This window comes from Bacteroides sp. MSSM.1001136sp1_RTP21357st2_D2_RTP21359_211015, assembly GCF_040913205.1.
GTDB classification, from domain to species: domain Bacteria; phylum Bacteroidota; class Bacteroidia; order Bacteroidales; family Bacteroidaceae; genus Bacteroides; species Bacteroides ovatus.
Genome location: NZ_JBDFVF010000012.1, coordinates 120,485 through 141,636, shown reverse-complemented (window position 1 = coordinate 141,636; position 21,152 = coordinate 120,485). Strand labels below are relative to the sequence as shown.

Here is a 21,152-nt window from a genome sequence, read left to right as displayed (position 1 = left end):
AAATTAATCAAGATAATACTATGGATGTACAAAGACATTTATTTTTGAGAAGATGCTTTGCGTATATATGTTGCTTGCTCTTGTGCTTTATAACGGCGACAACAGTATATGCACAGAAGGTATCTGTGAAAGGAACGGTGGTGGATACCAACGGCGATGCTATTATTGGTGCTAGTGTGAAGGTGTTGAAAAAGTCTTCCGTCGGTACAATTACCGACTTGGATGGAAATTTCACTTTGTCTGTTCCCGAAGATGCAACAAAGTTGGAAATTAGTTTTGTAGGAATGAAATCAGTTGTTGCGACTGTGAAACCGGGCAAACATCTGAAAGTTGTGTTGGAAGAAGACAATCAGACTTTGGACGAAGTGGTAGTGGTAGGGTACGGAACCTCACGCCGCGGAGATTTGACCGGTGCGATTTCTTCAGTGAGTGAGAAGGTTTTGAAGGATATTCCGATAACTTCTGCGGCTGCGGCTATTACAGGAAAACTGGCAGGTGTGAATGTAGTGGCTACTGATGGATCGCCCGATGCAACAATCCAGATTACAGTACGTGGTGGTGGTTCTATTACCCAGGACAATTCACCGTTATATATTGTTGACGGTTTTCAGGTGAGTAATATCAATGATATTCCTCCCGGTGATATTCAAAGCATTGATGTTTTGAAAGATGCTTCTTCTACCGCCATCTATGGAGCTAAAGGTGCGAACGGCGTTATTCTTGTTACTACAAAAAGCGGTAAGGCGGGAAAAACAGAAATCTCATTCAATGCTCACTGGGGTGTCAGTAATGTGTATAATCTGACGGGGGTACTTTCACCTTACGAATACTACTGTTATCAGAAAGAACTTGATCCGGGCACCTCTCTGACCAGTAGCATTAATTCGATGTATGGACGTTGGGACGACCGCAATATTTATCGTTCGGTAGAAGGCACGAACTGGCAGGATAAAGTATATGGAAACACCGGATTCAAACAAAGCTATAACGTTGGTATAACAGGAGGAACGGATGCCACATTGCGTTATAATTTGAGTTATACGCGGGATGATGAGAAGTACATTATGCTCAACTCCAATTATGTGAGGGATAACTTGAGTGTGAAGATGGATAAAAAGTTGAGTAACAAATTGAAGTTTGAGTTTTCCAGCCGTTTGACTAGAATGGTGATTGACGGTGCGGGTACCAATGGAGGTAAATTGAGAGATGCCGTTCTTTTCTCGCCAATCAACAGCCTTGCAAGTATAGATGCGGGAGATGCTTTGGGGGGTGAAATTGATTACTCGGATGATGCATTGTTATCATCATTGAATGATCCTGTATATAATACGGTGAATGAGTATAAGAAGCAAAACCAGTTTTCTATGACTTATAATGCCGGCTTTAACTGGGAAATTGTTAAAGGATTGACTTATCAGCTGAAAGGTAGTTACGCCTACACTTATAATTATACCGATAATGTCTGGTTAAAGAAAACCGGAGAGTCGAGCTCCAATGCCGGTCAGCCCGTAGCCAAACGTACGGATGAGAAAGGTGCACGATGGAACTTGCAGAACATATTGAGTTACCGGTTCTCTCTGAAAAAGAATCACCGTCTTGATCTGATGGCCGGACATGAAATGGTGAGTAATTACAGAAATCAGATGATTGCCTCATCCAAATATTATCCTATGGATTTTACGGCGAGCGAAGTGTTGGCTATGTGGAACTATGGAGAATCCCAACCAACGTATACCACTCTTGGTGAACCTTCTCGTACGGCATCTTACTTCGGTCGTTTAAACTATGCTTTCAAAGACCGGTACATGTTCACTTTTACAGCCCGTGCCGACGGAACGAATGTGTTCGCTCCTGAAAATCGTTGGGGATTTTTCCCGGGTATGGCATTGGCATGGCGCATTTCCCAGGAAAAATTTATGAAGCAGACGGAAGACTGGCTGGATAATCTGAAACTTCGTGTGAGTTACGGGTCAGTTGGTAATGCGCGTGTCAATTCATACTGGAGACAGGATTATAAAATGGAATCTTCTGCCAATAGGCAATATTATCTGAATGAAACAGTACAGAGTGCCCTGAAATTGCAGAACACCTTGCGGAACGAGAATCTGACTTGGGAGACGAAGTTATCCTCTAATGTGGGAATAGATGCCAGCCTCTTTAATAGCCGTTTGAATGTGACGGTTGACTTCTATAATGATATAACGAAAGATTTAATCTTACGCATGGATCTTCCTTCAAATTCGGGATATGAATATCAGTATCAGAATGTAGGCCGCAGTACGAACAGGGGAGTTGAACTTACGCTTAGCGGAACGATTATCAATAGTAAAGATTTCTATCTGGGCGCTAACTTCAATATATCATTCAATAAAAATATAGTGAATAAACTGGATGGAACGGCAACCGTATTGAGTGCGCAATCCAACTGGCGACCGGATATCGGCTCTGATGATTTTCGTGCTATTGTAGGTCAGGCGGTAGGACAGATTTATGGTTTCGAAGTAGAGGGCTTTTATTCTGTAGACGACTTTACGTTTGATGAGAATACGAAAAAATGGATACTGAATGAAGGGGTAGTAGACGACAGGGCTTTGTTCTCTAATGACCTGCCTAACTTTGGTCCTGGCTTTATCAAACTGAAGGATCAGAATAATGACGGTGTGATCGATGCGGATAATGACCGTAAAGTGATCGGTAGTGTACAGCCAAAGCATATTGGCGGATTCGGGCTGAATGCTGCATGGAGAGGGTTTGACTTGGCGGCAATGTTCAACTGGTCATATGGCAATAAAGTATATAATGCCAATAAGATTATGGCATCCACTCATACGAATCGTAAATATAATAATATCAGAGATTTTATGAGTTTGGAAAACCGTTGGTCGATTATTGATCCGGAAACGGGTGCCAATGTAATGTATGGTAATGACGCCAATCCGGAACGCTTTGTTGAAATCAATTCCAAAGCCTCTATCTGGATGCCTATGATGGGACGTACGCTTGTGACGGACTGGGCGATTGAAGACGGCTCTTTTTTGCGTTGTAGTAACCTGACGTTAGGGTATACGCTTCCGGTTACTGTGACTCGTAAGCTAGGAGTCAAGAACCTGCGCGTGTATGCTACGGCCAATAACCTGTTTTGCTGGACAGCTTATTCCGGACAGGATCCTGAAGTGAGCACACAACGTTCTACCCCTTTGACTCCGGGTGTGGATTATTCTGCATATCCGAAAGCACATTCTTATGTATTCGGTCTTAATGTTACTTTTTAATACTTGAAAAATGAAAATACAGAAACTATTTTTAGCGGTTTTATCCTCCTCTGTGTTATGCACTTCGTGTATGGATAATTTTTTGGATACCGAAAGTCCTTCTATTCCAAGTGATGAGAATCTGTTTAAATCGACAGCTCTGACGGAAGCAGCCTTGATGGGTGTATATGCGACAATGACGGACACCTATATATATGGTCAGAAACTGTGTGTCAACTGGCAGGGAGCTTCTGACGTGGAGGTTGGCTCGGGTGCGTTTTCTACGGAAAACTATAATTCGACACTTCGTGATGAAGGTGCTGGCAATTTTTATGACGATAATTATAACCGGAATACCAGATGGGACAAACTTTATTATCTGGCAGAATCCGCCACTACTATCGTAGATGGTATACGTCGGTCACCGTTGATGCAATCTACTTCGGACAAGGCTGCCATGCGTAGATATTTAGGAGAGGCATTAGCACTAAAAGCGTTAGGCTATTTTGAATTGATCCGTTATTGGGGAGATGTGCCATATAAAGAGCATGCGTCTGAAAGCGGATTGGGAAATGTCTATATAGGAAAAGTGGATCGTGATATTGTTTATAATTATATCATAGAGGATTTGAAAGAGGCAATTGAATATCTGCCTTGGATGGGAGAAGAATCATATACGGTAGAACGCATGAATAAAGGTTTTGCCAAAGGACTGCTGGCAAAGGTAGCGCTATTTGCTGGAGGATGGTCTGTACGGGATGGAAATCAGTTTCCGGACTTGGATGTGGAACATCATCCGACCATTCCGGAAATGAACGGATATTTCGTCGGTCGCCCTAAGAATTGGAAAGATTATTATGAGCTGGCTGCCAAACAGTGTGCGGAGATTTTGGGAGCGACTGATAATCCTCATGAGCTTGATCCCAGTTATGAGAATATTTGGTCTACTGTCAATCATCTGGAATACAACAAGTATAATGAAAACCTGTTTGAAGTCGCTTTTGGTGAAGGACAGAATGGAGATGTGGGGGCCACGATGGGATACAACCTGAACAGAGGGGTTTTTAATACCACCCAAGGTATGGGAGGGGCAGGATATGCGGCTACTACTGCTTACTATTTTTATTCATTTGATCCGGCAGACACCCGTCGGGATGTTACTTGTGTTTTCCAGGAATATATCAATGAGAATGGAAAAAATAAGGAAGTTATTCGCTGTAATCCATTAGGAGTGGCTTGTGGTAAATGGCGTTGGTATTGGATGACTGATAATTATATGAAAGTCCGTTTCCCGAAAGCTAATTCACGTATTGCTACTGGTATCAACTGGATTTTGATGCGGTATTCAGATATTTACCTGATGTTTGCGGAGGCTCAAAATGTATTGACAGGGCCGGATGCAGTTAGTCCGATTGCCGGTATGTCTCCCCGACAGGCTTTGGAAAAGGTTCGTGAAAGAGCATTTGGTACTGGTGCTCCCGAAATCACGCAGTATGACGCGGATTTCTTCACGGCTATTGTCAATGAACGGGCATGGGAGTTTGGTTGTGAATCTATTCGTCGTCAGGATTTGACACGTTGGGGATTGTTGGCGGAGAAAATAGAAGAGATGAAAATAGGTCTTTGTATGTTGTATGACTACAAGCCGGTGACTATTTTCGGGAAGACTTATCAAGTGGATGAAATACCGAGAAAAATCTATTATAAATATGAAGACTCTGATAATCCGGAATACATTGATATGTCGTCTGTTAACTTCAATGAGGATATGGGAACCGGTACTGCTTCTACATCAAAAGGACAGTATGAGTGCAACTGGATCAGTATGCAGGTGACATTGAATAAGGATGGTGATATAAATGCAACCCTGAATACTAATTATGTGAAAACAATGGCTAGAATATTGGTTTGCGGTACAGGGCTGAATGCGTCTTACGACTATTCGAATTTGTTTGGCAGGCTGAACTGGGGCGGTGAAGCCGAAGCGGAGTTCCGTAAATATTCTGTTGGTAATGGAGTGTGTAATTATCGCCATGTATTCGCTATTTATTATGAGGATGTCAATAAGACGCAAGGGTATGTTTCTAATTCGTATGGTTATAAATAATTAATGGTAGGAAAAGATGAAAAGACTAGTTAATAGATTATCCGGAGCATGCCTGTATGTACTATTGGCTTTGATAGTGGGTATGTCTTCCTGTGAGGACGATGCCAATGACTGGACAGTTAATAAGAACTATGATGCTTTGTTCCGTCCGTTGACGTTCGATAAGTCGGCTACCGATGCGACTTCGGTTACATTAAGATATTCGCAGATTGTGAATGCAAAAGTCTATATTTTTGAGTTTTATACGGACAGCTTGGAGTTTAATGCGGAAAATTATGTAAGGACAGATACGATTCTGAAAGATACATTGACTGTATTTTCAGAGAGTAATACGCCTATGAGGGTGGAATATCGTACTTTGTTTCAGGAGTTCAACGGTTCTACGCAATATTCTGTTCGTATGAAAGGAGAAGATGCGCAGGGAAAGGCAAGCACTTATGTCAGTGTAGCATTTAAAACTCCGGATGAGCAATTATTTACCGGAGTGGAAGTTACAGCTAATTCCGCAACCTTGACATGGGAAGAAACGAACAGGGTAACTCATCTGACGTTGGCTCAAATGGTGGATACGAAATATGGTGAGGAAAAACAGATTGATTTGACTTCGGAAGATATAGCGGCTTGTTCAAAAACACTCTCCGAATTGGAGAATGGAGCGACCTATCGTGTTCGGATTTATAATAATGATGCATTACGTGGTTCGTATGTATTCAAGACACAGGGATTGGGTGGTAGCGAAATCCTTTTTGTGGAGGCTACGGAAACCGGAGTCATTGATTTAAGTACATTGTTATCTAATTTAGTGAAAGAGAAAGAATGTAGCAATGTAACTGTCCAACTTACTCCGGGGGCGGTGTATAAGGTAAGTGAACTAAAGATTCCGGGATTGGATAATATTTTGTTTACCAGTACGGAAGCTAATGAAAATAATCGTCCACAGCTTATTGTGACTAATAAAATATCATTGGCTTCTCCGATACAGTCTCTGTCATTCGAGTTTGTTTGCCTGAATGGAAATGGCGAGGCCAGTTATATGACGGATTGGAAAAATAGTTCTTATGCCCAGTCTATTTCATTCACAGGCTGTGCTATACAGAACATAAAACGTACGCTTGTTCGTATTAGCGATGGAAGTGGTGTGTTCATGACGGATATTACGATTGATAACTGTGTCATATCCGAAGTTGGTACGGACGGATATGGAATGATTAATTTCGGAAAAAATATCGATCAGTTGGAAAAGGTTTCTATAACGAATAGTACATTGATTAATATTGGTGACCAGTTGATGGACGTGAAAGGGGGAATCGGTGATGTGATATTGGAAAATTGTACTTTCTATAATTCTATGGATGCTAAGAAGGAATTGCCTAAAGTTTTCCGTTTCGATAATGCGGCAAGTACTCCGCCTTCTCCGAAATCTGCGACAATGCGGAATTTGATTTTCTCCGGTCCGAACAAAGGAAAGAAAATGAATAGTGGAAATGGTGCTTATGACATTTTGAACTTCTCTGATAATTGTTATATCACCTCCGACCTGCAGGAAGGCAATAACAGGTTTGAAGAAATAACGAGAATAAAACAAAGCTCGGATGACTTGTTCGTTGATCCATTAAACGGTGATTTCCATATTAAACCGGGAGCCGGGTTCGCCGGAACGGGTAATGCTGGTGATCCACGTTGGTATTAATTGATCCTATAATTGTTAGGTATAAAGAATATCATGAAGAATATTGTATTATCAATTTTATTGATGAGTGCCTGTGCAATGATTTATGCACAGGCGGACTCATCGCCTTATCAGGCTATTGTAGCTGTTGATGGTAGTGGAGATTATAAAACGGTTCAGGAAGCAATCAATGCTGTACCTGACGGACAGACGAAACCTTGGTTGATTCTGATAAAGAATGGTTTGTATAATGAGCAGGTGATTATCCCTAAGAATAAGCCATACGTACATTTAATAGGCCAGGATAAGGATAAGACCATTATTCATTTAAACTTGAATGTTGGTAGTAAACTGACCGGTAAAGAAATAGGTGGAAAAACAGCTTATTGGGAACACTCGGTTCATAATCCTTCCTCTCCAGTTTATAAATACGAGGGATCGGTAGTGGTGGTAAAAGGAGACCACTTTTATACGGAAAACATTTCGTATGTGAATGACTGGGGAGTTTTATCAGATAATGGTCCGCAGGCTTTGGCTATGAATAGTCAGGCAGATTGTGCTTCCTTTTATAATTGTAAGTTCCGTTCTTTTCAAGATACTTGGATGACTGCCAATAATGATGTCAGTCGGCACTATGTGAAAGATTGCTGGATAGAAGGCGCGGTAGACTATTTTTATGGTGGTGGTGATGTGTTGCTGGAAAACTGTACGCTTTATAATGTACGGAGTGGAGCAGTAATAGTGGCTCCTTCCCATAAAGATGCTAAATATGGTTATGCTTTTCGTAATTGCACTATAGATGGAAACAGTGAAGCGGCTGACGGACGTTTGAAGTTGGGGCGTCCATGGCATAATAATTCGAAGACGGTGTATATCAATACCATCATGCTTATCCCTGTCGCTGATGAAGGATGGACGAATATGGGAACGGTTCCCGGGATTTTTGCCGAATACAATAGTCGTGATGCACAGGGTAATGTGTTGGATTTAAGTAAACGCAAAACGGAATATCAATATAAAGACCGCCAAACCGGTAAGGAAGTATCGGGTACCTGTCAGGCAACTATAACGAAAGAGGAGGCGGACAAATATACGTACGAAAATATGATTCCGGGTAATGATGGCTGGAATCCGCGTATTATGATGGAGAAATTAGGAAGTCCGCGCAGTCTGGTTTATCAGCAAGGCACTCTTAAATGGAATCCTGTGAAAAATGCGATCGGATATATTGTATATGATGGAGAACAGATTCTCGGGACGACTACTGATACCTCTTTTCCGGTGTCGGAAGTGAATTATGCTTTGAAGGTATCTGCCGTGAATCAATATGGAACGCAAGGTAAAAAAGGTGTATTGTAATTGAATATAGAAAACTGGTAAGGAAAGGGGAGGTGCTTATGAGGCATCTCCCTTTCTTTCTTTATATTCTGTAGGAGTGACTCCCATGATTTTTTTGAAGCGCCTGCTAAAGTACTTCGGGTCATTGAAACCGGTCATATAAGCAATTTGGGAGAAACTGTATTCACTTTTTTCAATTAGCTGGGCGGCTCGTTTGATGCGCATTTCACATACGAAATCTACCGGAGTCAGCCCAACAATGGATTTTAATTTTCGGTAGAATACCGTACGGCTTAACATTAGTTTGTTGGCGAAGTCGTCGATGGTGATATCTGTATTATCCATTTGTTCCTCCATAAACGCCATTACTTGTTGCATGAATTGTTCATCGTATGGAGTCACTTGAGGTTGTGAAGGCTCCCACCCATTTATATGATCCTCTTCTTGAGTATGCTCTGACAGTTTCGATAAATATAGATCTTGTAGCTGTTTACGCTGACGGAGCAGCGACAAGATTCTGGTTTTTAAGTATGTAGAGCTGAATGGTTTGGTAATGTAGTCATCGATACCTTGTTCCAGTCCTGCTATCCGATCATCTAAAGAAGATTTTGCTGATAGTAATATAATAGGAATATGGCAGGTGTCATGATCGGCTTTGATTGCTTTCACCATGTCTAATCCATCCATGACCGGCATCATAACATCACTGATTATCAGATCCGGAATGTACTGCTGTGCATATTTTAATCCTTCTTTTCCATTTGTTGCTTCGAGAACAGTGTAAGTCTCTGACAGGATATTCCATAGGAAATGACGTAATTCATTGTTGTCTTCGACAATAAGAATGGAAGTTTTTTCATCCTCTGCGTCGGTTTTATTTTCATTCTCTGCGTATGCTGCCTTGAAGGATGTACTATCCGAATCTTCTTCAGTAGCTTGTATCGTCGGTGAATTATTGTCACTGTCGGATAAAATAAATTCGGCTTGTTGATCGTCTGCAAATGCTTTTTCTTCCTTAGGAAGTGTGACAATGAATTCACTTCCACTTCCCGGCTCGCTTTTCACTTGGATATTTCCGTGATGTAATTCTATTAATTCGCGTACCAGTGAAAGCCCAATGCCGGATGAGGGCTGCAGGATATTGTATTGTGCCAGTGTTTCAAATCGATAAAATAGGGATTGTTGCTTTTCGGGAGCAATGCCAATGCCTTCATCAGATACAGAGATGGTGACTTGCTCCGAACCTGTTATCATATTTACCGTTACTTTCTTCCCGTTCGGTGTATATTTGAAGGCATTTGAAAGTAGATTGAAGAATATCTTTTCAAATTTGTCACGGTCTACCCATGCGTATATTTTGTCTGTATTAGTTTGAAGTTGGAAATCAATTCTCTTTTCTTTTGCTATAAGGTGGAAGCTTTCCATTATCTTCTGTAATTGGGATACGAGTTCTGTCTTTTCTACCAACACTTTCATCTTCTTATTTTGGATTTTGCGGAAATCCAGTAGTTGATTAACCAGACGAAGCATACGTTCTGTGTTTTTATGTACCAAATTTAGATGTTCCCGAACTGTCGGAGAGATTGTTTCATGCGCTAGAATTTCTGATACAGGGCTGGATATTAAAGTTAAAGGAGTGCGTAATTCATGTGAAATATCAGTGAAGAAGCGTAATTTGATATTGGATAAATGTTGTTCCAAGTCAACCTGATGCCGCAAACGGTAGATATAGAACAGAATGTATACAATGATGGTAGTGAATAACACGAACATGACAATATAGAATAACCATGCCCAGTATGTTTCCCAAAAAGTGGGTAAAACATGAATGGGGAGAGTGCGTATATTATCGGTCCATACTCCGTCGCTATTGCTGGAACGGATTTGCAGTTGATATTCTCCGGCAGGTAAATTTATGTATGTTGCAGAGCGGTTATTACCGGCTTCGTTCCATTCTTCTTCCAGGCCTTGCAGACGATAGGCGTATTCGATGGCATCGGGATTTACATAATCAATGGCTGCAAATTGAAAGGTGACATTACGTTCCGAAGGATTTAGTTCCAGTTCTTTTATGTCATCAAGCGCTACATGAAGTTGACTTCCTTGTATTTTGAGTCCGGTAAATACAATAGGAGGTACATAAGAACTTTTTTTCATTTGTTCTGTGTTGATTTCAAGTATCCCTTGATTGGTTCCGAGAACGATTTTCTTTTGACTGGTTAGTGTGGGAACTGCTTCAGTGAGATTCAGTTCTCTCTGAAAGTAATTACTTCCATAATTCTCAAATGTTCCTTGTTGTGGATTGAATTTGGATATGGAGTTTTCGGAGATTACCCATAATTGTTTTTGAGTATCTTCGAGCATTGAAAGTACCAAATCGGAAGCTAATCCGTCTTTGATTGTATAACTTTTGAATTGTATATCTTCCGTGAGCAGATTTTTAGAGATAACCTGGCTGATTCCTCCGGTGAATGTTATTACATAAGTGTTTTTTCGACTGTCAGTAAATATCTGCATGACATCATTACTGCTAAGGCTGGAATCTACATTAGGGATACGGTTGCTGTGATAGAACTTAATTTCTTCAGGCTGATCGAACTTATTGGAGAATGTAAGTAAACCATTGGTTGTGCCAATCAATAACACTCCGTTGGGGGCTTCTGCGATATGTCTTATTTTGAGTGAAGTAGAAACAGGATAGTTTTTCAGCCGGTTGCCGCTATGGATAAAGTTGGTAGAACCATCAGGTGCGTGTGATAATAGGTTGAGGCCACCTCCATAACATGCGATCCATATATTGTCATGACTATCCTGAATAATACTATAGACACTATTGTTGCTTAAACTGTATGTATCTTGTGGCTGATGGACGAATTGTTGTAAAAGATAGGAGTGCTCATTTTTCTTCTTTAGAAGGATGAGGCCGTCTTTTTTGGTTCCCATCCATATATTTCCTTGTTTATCTTCCATAAAACAGTACACACTTTTTCCGAAAGTAACCTCTTGAGGGGTGATTATGCCCTGTGGAGAAAGGTAGCCTTCTAATGTCCCATCCGGACGGTAAATTCTGACGTTTCCCTTTTTGGAAGCAACCCAGAGACGTTTCTGTTTGTCGGCAAGAAAAGCACGTATTTCCAATCCATTGTCTATGGGACGTATTTTGTATTTATTGGGATAGAAAGATATTTTGTCTACGCCCCGGTCATTGGTAATCCATACATTCTGTTGCCGGTCGGTATAATAATAGCGAATAGAGGGGGCAAATAGGGAAGCGGGATTATTTTCATCTGCAAAGTATAGTTTCAGTTGATTACTGTCGCGGTCATAATAGCACAAATGCCCTTTTTGAGGACTCATCCATAGTGTGCCTTCATGGTCTTCAAAGATCATGTACCGGTTGTCGCGTTCATATTGGATTAGGTTTTGTATAGGAGCTGTGAAGTGCTGCTTATCTCCTGTTTTCAGATTTAGCTTTATCACACCGGAGGTATTGGCAAAGATCCAGACTTCTCCGGTTTTGTCCTGATAAAAGAAATGAGCTTCATTGGATGGCTGGGTGGCTGTTTGTATATTAAAATGTTGGAATTTTTTCTTTTCTGTATCGTATGTTATAAATCCGTTGTCAGTTCCTAAGCCGATCTTGTCATTAGAAGGGGAAATGGAAGATATGGAATAGATATCTGTGACAGGACATGGTAGCTCCTGGAATTTTATATTTCCGTTCTTGGGATCATATATTGCGATTTTTCCGGAAGTTGAGATAAGATATATTCTCTTATTATATTCTTTGACCATTTTGAACGGATAATCGCTGTTGATTCGTTTTTTCCCGATGATGGTTACTCCCTTATCTGTCATGATCCATTCGTCCCCGTCGGAATCTTCGTAAATGTCGAATATCTTGTTTCCTTTTAAATTTTGGTTGAAACTGCTGTATAAAATGATATCTTTTCCTTCTTTGCAGGTTTGCTCATTGATTCTGAAAGCATAACCTTGTTCGCAGGTGATCCATGTAATCCCTTTATTTAAGGTATAGATATTGCTGACTGTGTTGGTCTGTTGCAGGGATGATTCAATAGGAAGGAGTATGTCAATAAACTTCTCTGTCTGAATATCAAATAGATATGCACGGTTATCATAAGATTTGCACCATATATCTCCGTCTTTGCTTTCTGTAATATAAGAGAAACGGTTAGTCGTTAAAGTACAGCCGTCTCCCGGAAATGCTTTGTAATTTTTAAATGTGTATCCGTCAAATTTGTTTAGTCCATTCCAGGTGGCGAACCAAAGAAATCCTTTTTTGTCTTGCATTATATTCACTACTACTCCTTGCGAAAGGCCACTATTGACAGAGAAGTGTTTAATCTGGCAAAGAGGTTGAGCTGCTACAGTCAGACTGGTGTATAAGCATAAAAGGAAAACATAGAGTGTCTTCATGATATTATAAATTATGTGTAGAGCAAAAATAGATAAAACTGGATTAAAAAGGAAATATAAAACCGTGATTGAACATAAAATGCACGCTTTTGCATATTTAATCCACCTGTCTATCCTCTATCAAGCACAATTATTACCCTATAAGGAGAGAAGATACCTCGTACTTTTGTTTTGACAATTAGAACTGGTAAAATTTTAAATGAAAACTATAAATGAAACGTCTATTTATTTGTGTAGTGGGACTTGTTATAGCCGTAACCGCATGGTCTCGTACCTTTAATATGAAGGAGCTTGGAGCTGATCCCCGAGGTATTGAATCTTGTACGGAGTTAATAAACCAAACGATTGAAAAAGCATCTTCTGAAGGTGGAGGAACTATTTATTTCCCGGCAGGTGTTTATTTGACAGCCACTATCCACATGAAAAGTAATATAACTTTGTATGTGGAGTCCGGAGCTGTTCTTCGTTTTTCAGATCGTTTTGAAGATTATCTTCCTTTTGTGAAGATTCGTTGGGAAGGTACAGTGATGAATACTTTGTCTCCCCTGATTTATGCGCATGATGCGGAGAATTTGACTATAACCGGGCGTGGAACGTTGGACGGTAATGGATTCAAATGGTGGAGCTGGGAGAAAGAAACACGGGAGCTGATTAAAAAGAACGGAGGAAAATTGCCTGCTTTGAATAAACTACAACGAATGTGGGAAGAGGCTAATGAAGATCTGGAAATTTCGGATTATTATAAACCTTCTTTAGAGCGTCGTATGTTTCGGCCTCCTTTTATTCAGTTTTATGAATGTAACAATGTGTTGATAGAGAATGTGAAAATTGTCAATTCTCCTTTTTGGACCATAAATCCGGCTTTTTGTGATAATGTAACAGTGCATGGAGTGACGATATATAACCCTTCAAAAGACCCAAAAGGTCCCAATACGGATGGAATAAACCCTTCTTCTTGCCGGAATGTGCGTATTTCTGATTGTTTTATTAGTGTAGGGGATGATTGTATTACAATTAAATCGGGGCGTGATGCTGATGGACGGAAATATGGAAAGGCATGTGAAAATATAACGATAACTAATTGTGTTATGCTTTCCGGTCATGGAGGGGTAGTTATTGGTAGTGAAATGTCAGGCGGTGTAAGGAGAGTGACAATTTCTAATTGTGTTTTCGATGGTACGGATTCCGGTATTCGCTTGAAATCTTCTCGTGGGAGAGGAGGAGTTGTTGAAGAGCTTCGGGTAGATAATATCGTCATGAAGAATATTCAGCGGAATGCCTTCATCTTTGATTTGTTCTATGATAAAGAATCAAAAGTGGAACCTGTCAGTGAACGGACTCCTGTTTTCCGGAACATTCATTTGAGTAATATCACAGGTTCTGATATCAAGCAAATTGGTTATATTAAAGGGATTGAAGAAATGCCTGTACAAGGTTTGTCCTTTTCAAATATTAATATGAAGGCAGAGGTTGGATTTATAGTTGATATTGCTGAAGATATTCGTTTTGATAATGTGGATTTCTCTTCGCAGACTGGTTCACCGTGGCAATTCAGTAAGTGTAAGCAGATTGTTCTGAATAATGTTAGATCGAAGTATCCTGTAAACCAACACCCGATTGTTACTTTTGAAGATGTCGATAATGCTATTATTAATAATTGTTTTCAGATGACTCCTGTGAAGGATTTTTATAAAGCTAATAACAGTCATATTATTGAAGGACATAATTATTGGAAAAAAGAGAGTTTTAAATAAACAGGAACTATCATATTATTTCTGTTGAATTTTATTGTTGGGTAGATATGAGAAGAACGATATTACATCATCTGTAATATCGTTCTTCTATTGATTAGAGTTGTTTATAATTTACTTCTTATCGTTTTCGCGAATCTCCACCCGGCGGATCTTGCCGCTGATTGTCTTAGGTAGCTCTTCTACGAACTCGATGACACGCGGATATTTATAAGGAGCAGTCACTTTCTTCACATGATTCTGTAATTCCTTAATCAGTTCTTCTCCGGCACGTGCTTTATAGTCTTTGGATAGAACAATCGTAGCTTTTACTACCTGACCGCGAATCTCATCGGGTACTCCGGTAATAGCACATTCCACAACAGCCGGATGAGTCATCAACGCACTTTCCACTTCGAATGGGCCGATGCGGTAACCGGAGCTCTTGATTACGTCGTCTGCGCGACCGACAAACCAAAGGTAGCCGTCCTCGTCTTTCCAGGCAACATCGCCGGTGTAATAAATACCATCGTGCCAAGCTTCGTGAGTGCGTTCCGCATCCCGGTAGTATTCTTTGAAAAGTCCGAGAGGTTTACCTTTGCTGGTGCGGATTACAATTTGTCCTTGCTCACCCGCTTCAACAGAGCGGCCTTCATGGTCGATCAAGTCTACATCATATTGAGGATTCGGAAGCCCCATGCTTCCCGGTTTCGGTTCCATCCAAGGCATGGTGGCGATGGTAAGGGTTGTTTCTGTTTGTCCGAAACCTTCCATCAGTTTGATACCCGTCAGTTTCTTGAAAGTTTCAAATACGGCGGGGTTCAATGCTTCTCCGGCAATGGTGCAGTATTTTAGTGAAGATAAGTCGAACTTTGTCAGGTCTTCGTGAATCAAGAACCGGAAGATGGTAGGAGGCGCACAGAGAGAGGTGACATGGTATTCCTGGATTTTTTCCAGAATAGCTGCCGGGGTAAACTTCTCGTGGTCGTAGACGAAGATATTGGCTCCGGCAATCCATTGTCCGTAGAGTTTTCCCCATACCGCTTTTCCCCAGCCGGTATCGGCAATGGTGAGGTGAAGACTGTTCTCGTCCAGGTTGTGCCAAAAACTACCGGTAACGATATGACCTAACGGATAAGTAAAGTCATGTGCCACCATCTTAGGTTCGCCGGTAGTGCCGGAGGTAAAATACATCAGAGAGATGTCATCATTAGTATTCGCATGGCGCGGACGTACAAATGGAGCAGCATTTTCGATACCCTGATGGAAATCTTCGAAGCCTTCCGGGATTTCCGGACCGACACTGACTAACTTTTCAACCGTGGGACATTCGGGAAGAGCATCTTTGATATGTTGCAGGATGATTCCTTCGCCGGCAGCTACGATCATTTTGATGTCGGCAGCGTTGCAGCGATAGATAATATCCTTCTTGGTCAGCAAGTGAGTAGCCGGAATAACGGTTGCTCCTAGTTTGTGAAGAGCGATGGTGCTATACCAGAACTCATAACGGCGTTTCAGAATCAGCATCACCATGTCGCCACGGCCGATACCCAGGCTCTGGAAGTAAGAGGCGGTCATGTCCGTAGAGCGTTTCATGTCGGCAAATGAGAATTGGCGACTTTCGCCTTTGTCATTTGTCCAGAGTAAAGCGTTCTTGTCAGGTTGTTCGGCAGCCCAGGCGTCTACTACGTCATAGCCGAAGTTGAAATTCTCCGGGACGTTTATTTTCAAGTTTTTGATAAAATCCTCTTGTGAACTGAAAGAGGTCTGTGATAAAAATCTTTCTACCATGATGTTATTACATAATTACTGCCAGAAAACGTACTGTTTTGCCATCGAGCGCTTTCATGCCATGTGGAAGTTTAGAGTTAAAATAGATACTGTCGCCTTGGTTGAGGATGATTTCTTTGCCTTCGATGTTGATAAGCATACGTCCTTCGATGACAAGGTTGAATTCTTGTCCGTTATGTTGGTTATAATGGATTGGTTCGTCGTTTGCTTTCGGTTCAACAGTGACGATGAACGGATCGGCGGTACGGTTCATGAATCCTGAAGCCAGTGATTGGTATTTATAAGCTTTGGTACGTTCGATGCTGACTCCTTTGCCGGCACGGGTCACGAAGTAGCTGCTCATTTTAGGCTCTTCACCAAACATCAGGGCGTCGAGAGCTATATTATACGTGCGGGCTATTTTTTGTAACATGCTGACAGAGATATCGTAGTCTCCGGTTTCTGCAAGTCGGTATTCTTCGGCAGAGATGTCGCTGTCGCGGGCGATATCCTCTGCGGTCAGTTCCAGTACATCACGTAATCCGCGGAGGCGTTCTGCGATCTGTTTAATTTGTTCATTCATACAAGTGGTTCGTATTTTTATGATTAATAATTCTATGGTATTATTTGGAGGCTTTCATGGCTTTGATGATAGCGGAGGTGAATCCGTTGTGTTCCAGTTCATTGATCCCCTTGATTGTGATTCCGCCCGGAGTGGTGACCTTGTCGATTTCTACGCTGGGGTGGGTGTCGTTGTTCTGAATCAGTGCGGCTGCTCCTTTTAAGGATTGTGCTATCATTTGCATGGCATCTTTGGGACGAAGTCCCATTTCGATTCCGGCTTGCATGGCTGCCTGAACGTATTTCAATACGTAAGCGATACCGCAGGAGGTCAATGCGGTGGCTGCCGCTATTTTATCTTCGGGAATAAGCATCACTGTTCCCATCTCGCTGAACAACCGGAGGATGAATTTGTCTTGTTCATCGTTCGTATTGCGGGCGGCAACAAGCGTCATACTTTCCAGTTCGCTGATAGCGGTGTTCGGAATCAGGCGGAACATGGCCATTTCCGGTGCTACGACATAATGAGCCAGTTCTTCAAAACTGATGCCGGCAGCTACGGAGATGAGTATCTGTTTGCTTTTCAGTTTCAATTCGCGCATCACCGGTTCCATAAACCACGGTTTGACAGCAAGGATGACAATATCTGCACCTGTGGCAGCTTCCACATTGCTGTTGGTGATAGAGATACCCGGAAATTCCTTTTTCAGTTTCTCTAGTTTTCCGGCACTCGGATTGGACACAATGATGTCCGAATCGTCTATCAGACTTCCTTTTGCCAGGCCACGGGCTATTGAGCCGCCCATGTTTCCTGCACCGATAATGGCTATTTTCATATACGCTTATTTTTAATGAGTTGTTAAAGGCAAAGGTAACAGTTAATTACGAAAAAACAAAAAGCAGCCGGAATAAGAAATAAATTTCTAATAAAGGCTGCTTTTATCGTTGGCTGTTTATTAATCAAATGAGCGATTAGAGTACTTTCTTGAACCGGGCAAGGAAGTCTTCTGCTTCCTCCATAGTAAGACAGAGAGGAGGTAACAGGCGAAGTACATTCGTACCGCTTGCTCCGGTAAATACATGCTCGTCATAGATGAGGCGGCTGCGTAGTTCTTTGATGGGTTCTTCGAATTCGAGTCCGATCATGAGTCCGCGTCCGCGTACCTCTTTTATTTGCGGGAATTTCTTCAGTTCTTCCAGTAAGTAGTTACCTACTACCTTCGCGTTTTCTATCAGATTTTCTTGCTCAATGACGTCCATCACAGCGAGTGCTGCCGAGCATGCCAGATGGTTTCCGCCAAAGGTAGTTCCCAATTGACCATATACCGGTTTAAACATCGGGCTGATCAGGACACCTGCCATCGGGAAACCGTTGCCGATACCTTTGGCTACAGTGATGAGGTCCGGCTTGATGTCATTATATTGATGGGCGAAGAATTTACCGCTACGTCCGTATCCGCTCTGAATTTCATCGAGAATCAGGATCGTTCCTGTTTCGCTGCAAGCTTTGCGGAGTTCCTGCATAAATTCGGTGGTCGGTACCTTGATACCGCCTACCCCTTGTATTCCTTCAATGATAACAGCGCATGTGTCTCCTTTAGACAGTTCCTGTTTCATCGCTTCCATATCGTTGAGCGGGAGATAGGTGACATGACCGTTATTGTTGATAGGGGCGATAATGGAGGGATTGTGAGTCGCTTCTACCGCCAGAGACGTCCGTCCGTGAAATGCCTTATTGAAAGATACGATTTTGGTACGTCCGTTATAGAAGGAAGCCAGCTTCAAGGCGTTTTCGTTCGCTTCGGCTCCACTGTTAATCAGGAACAGGCTGTAGTCTTCGTAACCGGAAATCTTGCCCAGTCGTTCGGCTACCTCTTGTTGGAGCTTATTGATGACGGAGTTTGAGTAGAAACCAAGTTTAGCCACCTGGTTACTTATCATTGCTGTATAGTGAGGGTGTGCATGTCCGATAGAGATAACGGCATGACCTCCGTAGAGGTCCAGATATTCCGTTCCGTTTTTATCCCATACTTTACAGCCATCACCTTTGACAATGTTGATATTGTATAAAGGATATACGTCGAATAAATTCATAATTCTTCTGTTTTTAAAAAGCTGAAGGCTTCAAACGTAGTCCTACGGTTTCTTCCAGATTGAACATCAGGTTCATATTATGAACGGCTTGTCCACTGGCGCCTTTCAGCAAATTGTCGATACAAGAGATAATCAATAGCTTATCACCATGTTTTTCCAGATGTATCAGGCACTTATTAGTATTAACGACTTGTTTCAAGTCAATATTCTTGTCTACGATGTGTACAAAGGAGTCTTTTGCATAATATTCCTCATACATACGAACGATTTCTTCCAGCGCTACTTTGGTCTTGACTACCAGCGTCGCGAAGATACCACGAGCGAAATCTCCACGGTACGGAATAAAGTCGATGTCCGAATCGAAGCTGTTTTGCAACTGTTTCAGCGATTGCTTGATTTCCGGAACGTGTTGGTGGTCGAATGCTTTGTACACACTCATATTGTTGTTTCTCCAACTGAAATGACTGGTAGCACCCGGTTTCACTCCGGCTCCCGTACTTCCTGTAATAGCATTTACCATTACATCATCTGTCAGCATCAGATTCTTGGCAAGCGGAAGCAAACCAAGCTGGATGCAGGTTGCAAAACAGCCGGGGTTGGCTACGTGCTTCGCCGTACAAGTGGCGCGACGGTTCAGTTCTGGCAGACCGTAGATAAAGTCGTGGTCGTCACTTTTGATACGGTAGTCCATGGAGAGGTCGATAATCTTCAGGTTTTCCGGTATGTTGTGACTTTCCATGAATTTCTTTGTATCTCCGTGGGCGGTACAGAAGAAAAGAACGTCGATTTCGTCCAGAGGTAACTGGTCGGTGAACGTTAAATCCGTTTCTCCATACAAGCCTTCGTGTACGTCGGTAATTCTGTTTCCGGCATTACTGCTGCTGTTGATAAATACGATTTCAGTTTCCGGATGGTTGAGCAGCAGACGGATTAACTCGCCTGCAGTATATCCTGCGCCACCAATGATTCCTGCTTTAATCATATCTCTTCGTCTTTGTGGTTATTATAGTAAACACGTAGCGGAGTAGAAGTCACTTTGATAAAGCCTTTTGCGTCTTCGGCTGTCCAGCCTTTCTGCATTTCACCGTATTCTCCGAATTTAGTCTTCACCAGATCATCTTCCGATTCTACACCTACGGTAGAGAAGGAAAGAGGGCGAAGCTCGAGGATAGCTGTACCGTTTACGTTGCGCTGGCTTTCCTGCAACATGGCTTCGATGTCACGCATCACCGGCTCCAGGTATTGACTTTCGTGGAGGAACATACCGTACCAGTTAGCTACTTGATCCTTCCAATATTGTTGCCATTTGCTTAATGTATATTTCTCAAGGAAACGGTGAGCGCCGATAATCAACATCGGGGCGGCTGCTTCGAATCCTACACGGCCTTTGATACCGATAATTGTATCGCCTACGTGCATATCACGGCCGATACCGTATGCTGCGCCAATCTCTTCCACTTTCTGGATGGCTTTGATCGGGTCGTCAAACTTCTCGTCGTTGACAGCTTTCAGTTCCCCTTTTTCGAAAGTCAGGCGGAGCTGTTCGCTACCTTCTTTTTCAACGTGCTTGAGGTAAGCTGTTTCCGGGAGTCCTTGCGCGGAGTCGAGGATTTCGCCACCACAGATAGAAGTACCCCATAAGCCTACGTTATAAGAGTATTTCAGTTTGGCGAAGTCTGCACTGAAACCATGCTTGTTCAGATAGTCGATTTCTTCCTGACGGCTCAATGCCATATCACGGGTTAATGTGATGATTTCCACATTGGGAGCCAGTACGAGGAAAGTCATATCGAAACGAATCTGGTCGTTACCTGCGCCGGTAGAACCATGTGCAATGGCGTCTGCACCAATTTCGTTAGCATAGCGTGCGATAGCCAATGCCTGGAAAATACGTTCGGAACTAACCGAAATAGGATAAGTACCATTACGCAGCACATTTCCGAAAACCATGTATTTCAGGCTCTTTTCGTAGTATTCCTGGGTAACGTCTATTGTTACATATTTCGTAGCTCCCAGTTTATAAGCATTTTCTTCGTTTGTTTTCAGTTGTTCTTCACTGAAACCACCCGTATTGGCACAAGCTGCATATACTTCGTAACCTTTTTCTTTGGCGAGGTACATGACGGTGAACGATGTGTCCAGTCCGCCGCTGAATGCCACCACTACTTTTTTCTTCTTTTCTTCCATAGTGCTGT

General features: G+C 42.1%; 12 protein-coding genes. 5 read left to right on the top strand and 7 right to left on the bottom strand.

The genetic code is table 11. The features are described from left to right. Nucleotides 1-20: 20 nt before the first annotated feature. The 4 genes from AB5217_RS10040 to AB5217_RS10025 are packed head-to-tail and all read left to right on the top strand — an operon-like array spanning nucleotide 21 to nucleotide 8,386. Nucleotides 21-3,272, top strand: coding sequence for a SusC/RagA family TonB-linked outer membrane protein (locus AB5217_RS10040; RefSeq protein WP_004305006.1), 3,252 nt, complete (start codon nucleotides 21-23; stop codon nucleotides 3,270-3,272). A gap of 10 nt (nucleotides 3,273-3,282) precedes the next feature. Further along, nucleotides 3,283-5,358 (top strand): RagB/SusD family nutrient uptake outer membrane protein, encoded by a 2,076-nt coding sequence (locus tag AB5217_RS10035; protein ID WP_004305005.1) that lies wholly within the window; start codon nucleotides 3,283-3,285, stop codon nucleotides 5,356-5,358. A gap of 16 nt (nucleotides 5,359-5,374) precedes the next feature. Next, complete coding sequence (locus AB5217_RS10030; RefSeq protein ID WP_032844633.1) at nucleotides 5,375-7,048, top strand: DUF5123 domain-containing protein; 1,674 nt, start codon at nucleotides 5,375-5,377, stop codon at nucleotides 7,046-7,048. Between the two features lie 33 nt (nucleotides 7,049-7,081). Next, entirely contained in the window at nucleotides 7,082-8,386 is a 1,305-nt protein-coding gene (locus AB5217_RS10025) for a pectinesterase family protein (protein WP_004299829.1), read from the top strand. Between the two features lie 36 nt (nucleotides 8,387-8,422). Here AB5217_RS10025 and AB5217_RS10020 read toward each other — a convergent pair whose 3' ends face one another. After that, nucleotides 8,423-12,802: a two-component regulator propeller domain-containing protein gene (locus AB5217_RS10020; RefSeq protein ID WP_032844631.1), complete on the bottom strand. Its 4,380-nt coding sequence runs from the start codon at nucleotides 12,800-12,802 to the stop codon at nucleotides 8,423-8,425. A 212-nt stretch (nucleotides 12,803-13,014) separates the two neighbouring features. Here AB5217_RS10020 and AB5217_RS10015 point away from each other — a divergent pair, with 212 nt between their 5' ends. Then, on the top strand, nucleotides 13,015-14,556 hold the full coding sequence (locus AB5217_RS10015) for a glycoside hydrolase family 28 protein (RefSeq protein WP_368112705.1): 1,542 nt from the start codon (nucleotides 13,015-13,017) through the stop codon (nucleotides 14,554-14,556). Between the two features lie 111 nt (nucleotides 14,557-14,667). Here the strand turns inward: AB5217_RS10015 and AB5217_RS10010 are convergent, their stop codons facing one another. From AB5217_RS10010 to AB5217_RS09985, 6 genes are all read right to left on the bottom strand, one after another. Next, on the bottom strand, nucleotides 14,668-16,323 hold the full coding sequence (locus AB5217_RS10010) for an AMP-binding protein (RefSeq protein ID WP_008645207.1): 1,656 nt from the start codon (nucleotides 16,321-16,323) through the stop codon (nucleotides 14,668-14,670). 7 nt (nucleotides 16,324-16,330) lie between these two features. After that, a complete protein-coding gene (locus AB5217_RS10005) occupies nucleotides 16,331-16,885 on the bottom strand; it encodes a helix-turn-helix domain-containing protein (protein WP_004313803.1) in 555 nt (184 codons plus the stop codon). A gap of 40 nt (nucleotides 16,886-16,925) precedes the next feature. Further along, the gene (gene proC / locus AB5217_RS10000; protein ID WP_004310476.1) at nucleotides 16,926-17,699 is read right to left on the bottom strand and encodes a pyrroline-5-carboxylate reductase; all 774 of its coding nucleotides are present in this window, start codon (nucleotides 17,697-17,699) and stop codon (nucleotides 16,926-16,928) included. Between the two features lie 136 nt (nucleotides 17,700-17,835). Further along, nucleotides 17,836-18,957: an aspartate aminotransferase family protein gene (locus tag AB5217_RS09995; RefSeq protein WP_368112704.1), complete on the bottom strand. Its 1,122-nt coding sequence runs from the start codon at nucleotides 18,955-18,957 to the stop codon at nucleotides 17,836-17,838. Between the two features lie 13 nt (nucleotides 18,958-18,970). After that, entirely contained in the window at nucleotides 18,971-19,939 is a 969-nt protein-coding gene (gene argC / locus AB5217_RS09990; RefSeq protein ID WP_004299847.1) for an N-acetyl-gamma-glutamyl-phosphate reductase, read from the bottom strand. Beyond that, nucleotides 19,936-21,144 carry an argininosuccinate synthase gene (locus tag AB5217_RS09985; RefSeq protein ID WP_099145956.1) on the bottom strand — a complete coding sequence of 403 codons (1,209 nt, stop codon included), beginning with the start codon at nucleotides 21,142-21,144 and terminating at the stop codon, nucleotides 19,936-19,938. Before AB5217_RS09985 ends, argC begins: the two co-directional genes overlap by 4 nt. Nucleotides 21,145-21,152 lie beyond the last annotated feature (8 nt).

Bases quoted from the DNA above. Each gene is read 5' to 3' on its own strand.
- AB5217_RS10040 (WP_004305006.1), top strand. From the start codon at position 21: ATGGATGTACAAAGACATTTATTTTTGAGAAGATGCTTTGCGTATATA.
- AB5217_RS10035 (WP_004305005.1), top strand. From the start codon at position 3,283: ATGAAAATACAGAAACTATTTTTAGCGGTTTTATCCTCCTCTGTGTTA.
- AB5217_RS10030 (WP_032844633.1), top strand. From the start codon at position 5,375: ATGAAAAGACTAGTTAATAGATTATCCGGAGCATGCCTGTATGTACTA.
- AB5217_RS10025 (WP_004299829.1), top strand. From the start codon at position 7,082: ATGAAGAATATTGTATTATCAATTTTATTGATGAGTGCCTGTGCAATG.
- AB5217_RS10020 (WP_032844631.1), bottom strand. From the start codon at position 12,802: ATGAAGACACTCTATGTTTTCCTTTTATGCTTATACACCAGTCTGACT.
- AB5217_RS10015 (WP_368112705.1), top strand. From the start codon at position 13,015: ATGAAACGTCTATTTATTTGTGTAGTGGGACTTGTTATAGCCGTAACC.
- AB5217_RS10010 (WP_008645207.1), bottom strand. From the start codon at position 16,323: ATGGTAGAAAGATTTTTATCACAGACCTCTTTCAGTTCACAAGAGGAT.
- AB5217_RS10005 (WP_004313803.1), bottom strand. From the start codon at position 16,885: ATGAATGAACAAATTAAACAGATCGCAGAACGCCTCCGCGGATTACGT.
- proC (WP_004310476.1), bottom strand. From the start codon at position 17,699: ATGAAAATAGCCATTATCGGTGCAGGAAACATGGGCGGCTCAATAGCC.
- AB5217_RS09995 (WP_368112704.1), bottom strand. From the start codon at position 18,957: ATGAATTTATTCGACGTATATCCTTTATACAATATCAACATTGTCAAA.
- argC (WP_004299847.1), bottom strand. From the start codon at position 19,939: ATGATTAAAGCAGGAATCATTGGTGGCGCAGGATATACTGCAGGCGAG.
- AB5217_RS09985 (WP_099145956.1), bottom strand. From the start codon at position 21,144: ATGGAAGAAAAGAAGAAAAAAGTAGTGGTGGCATTCAGCGGCGGACTG.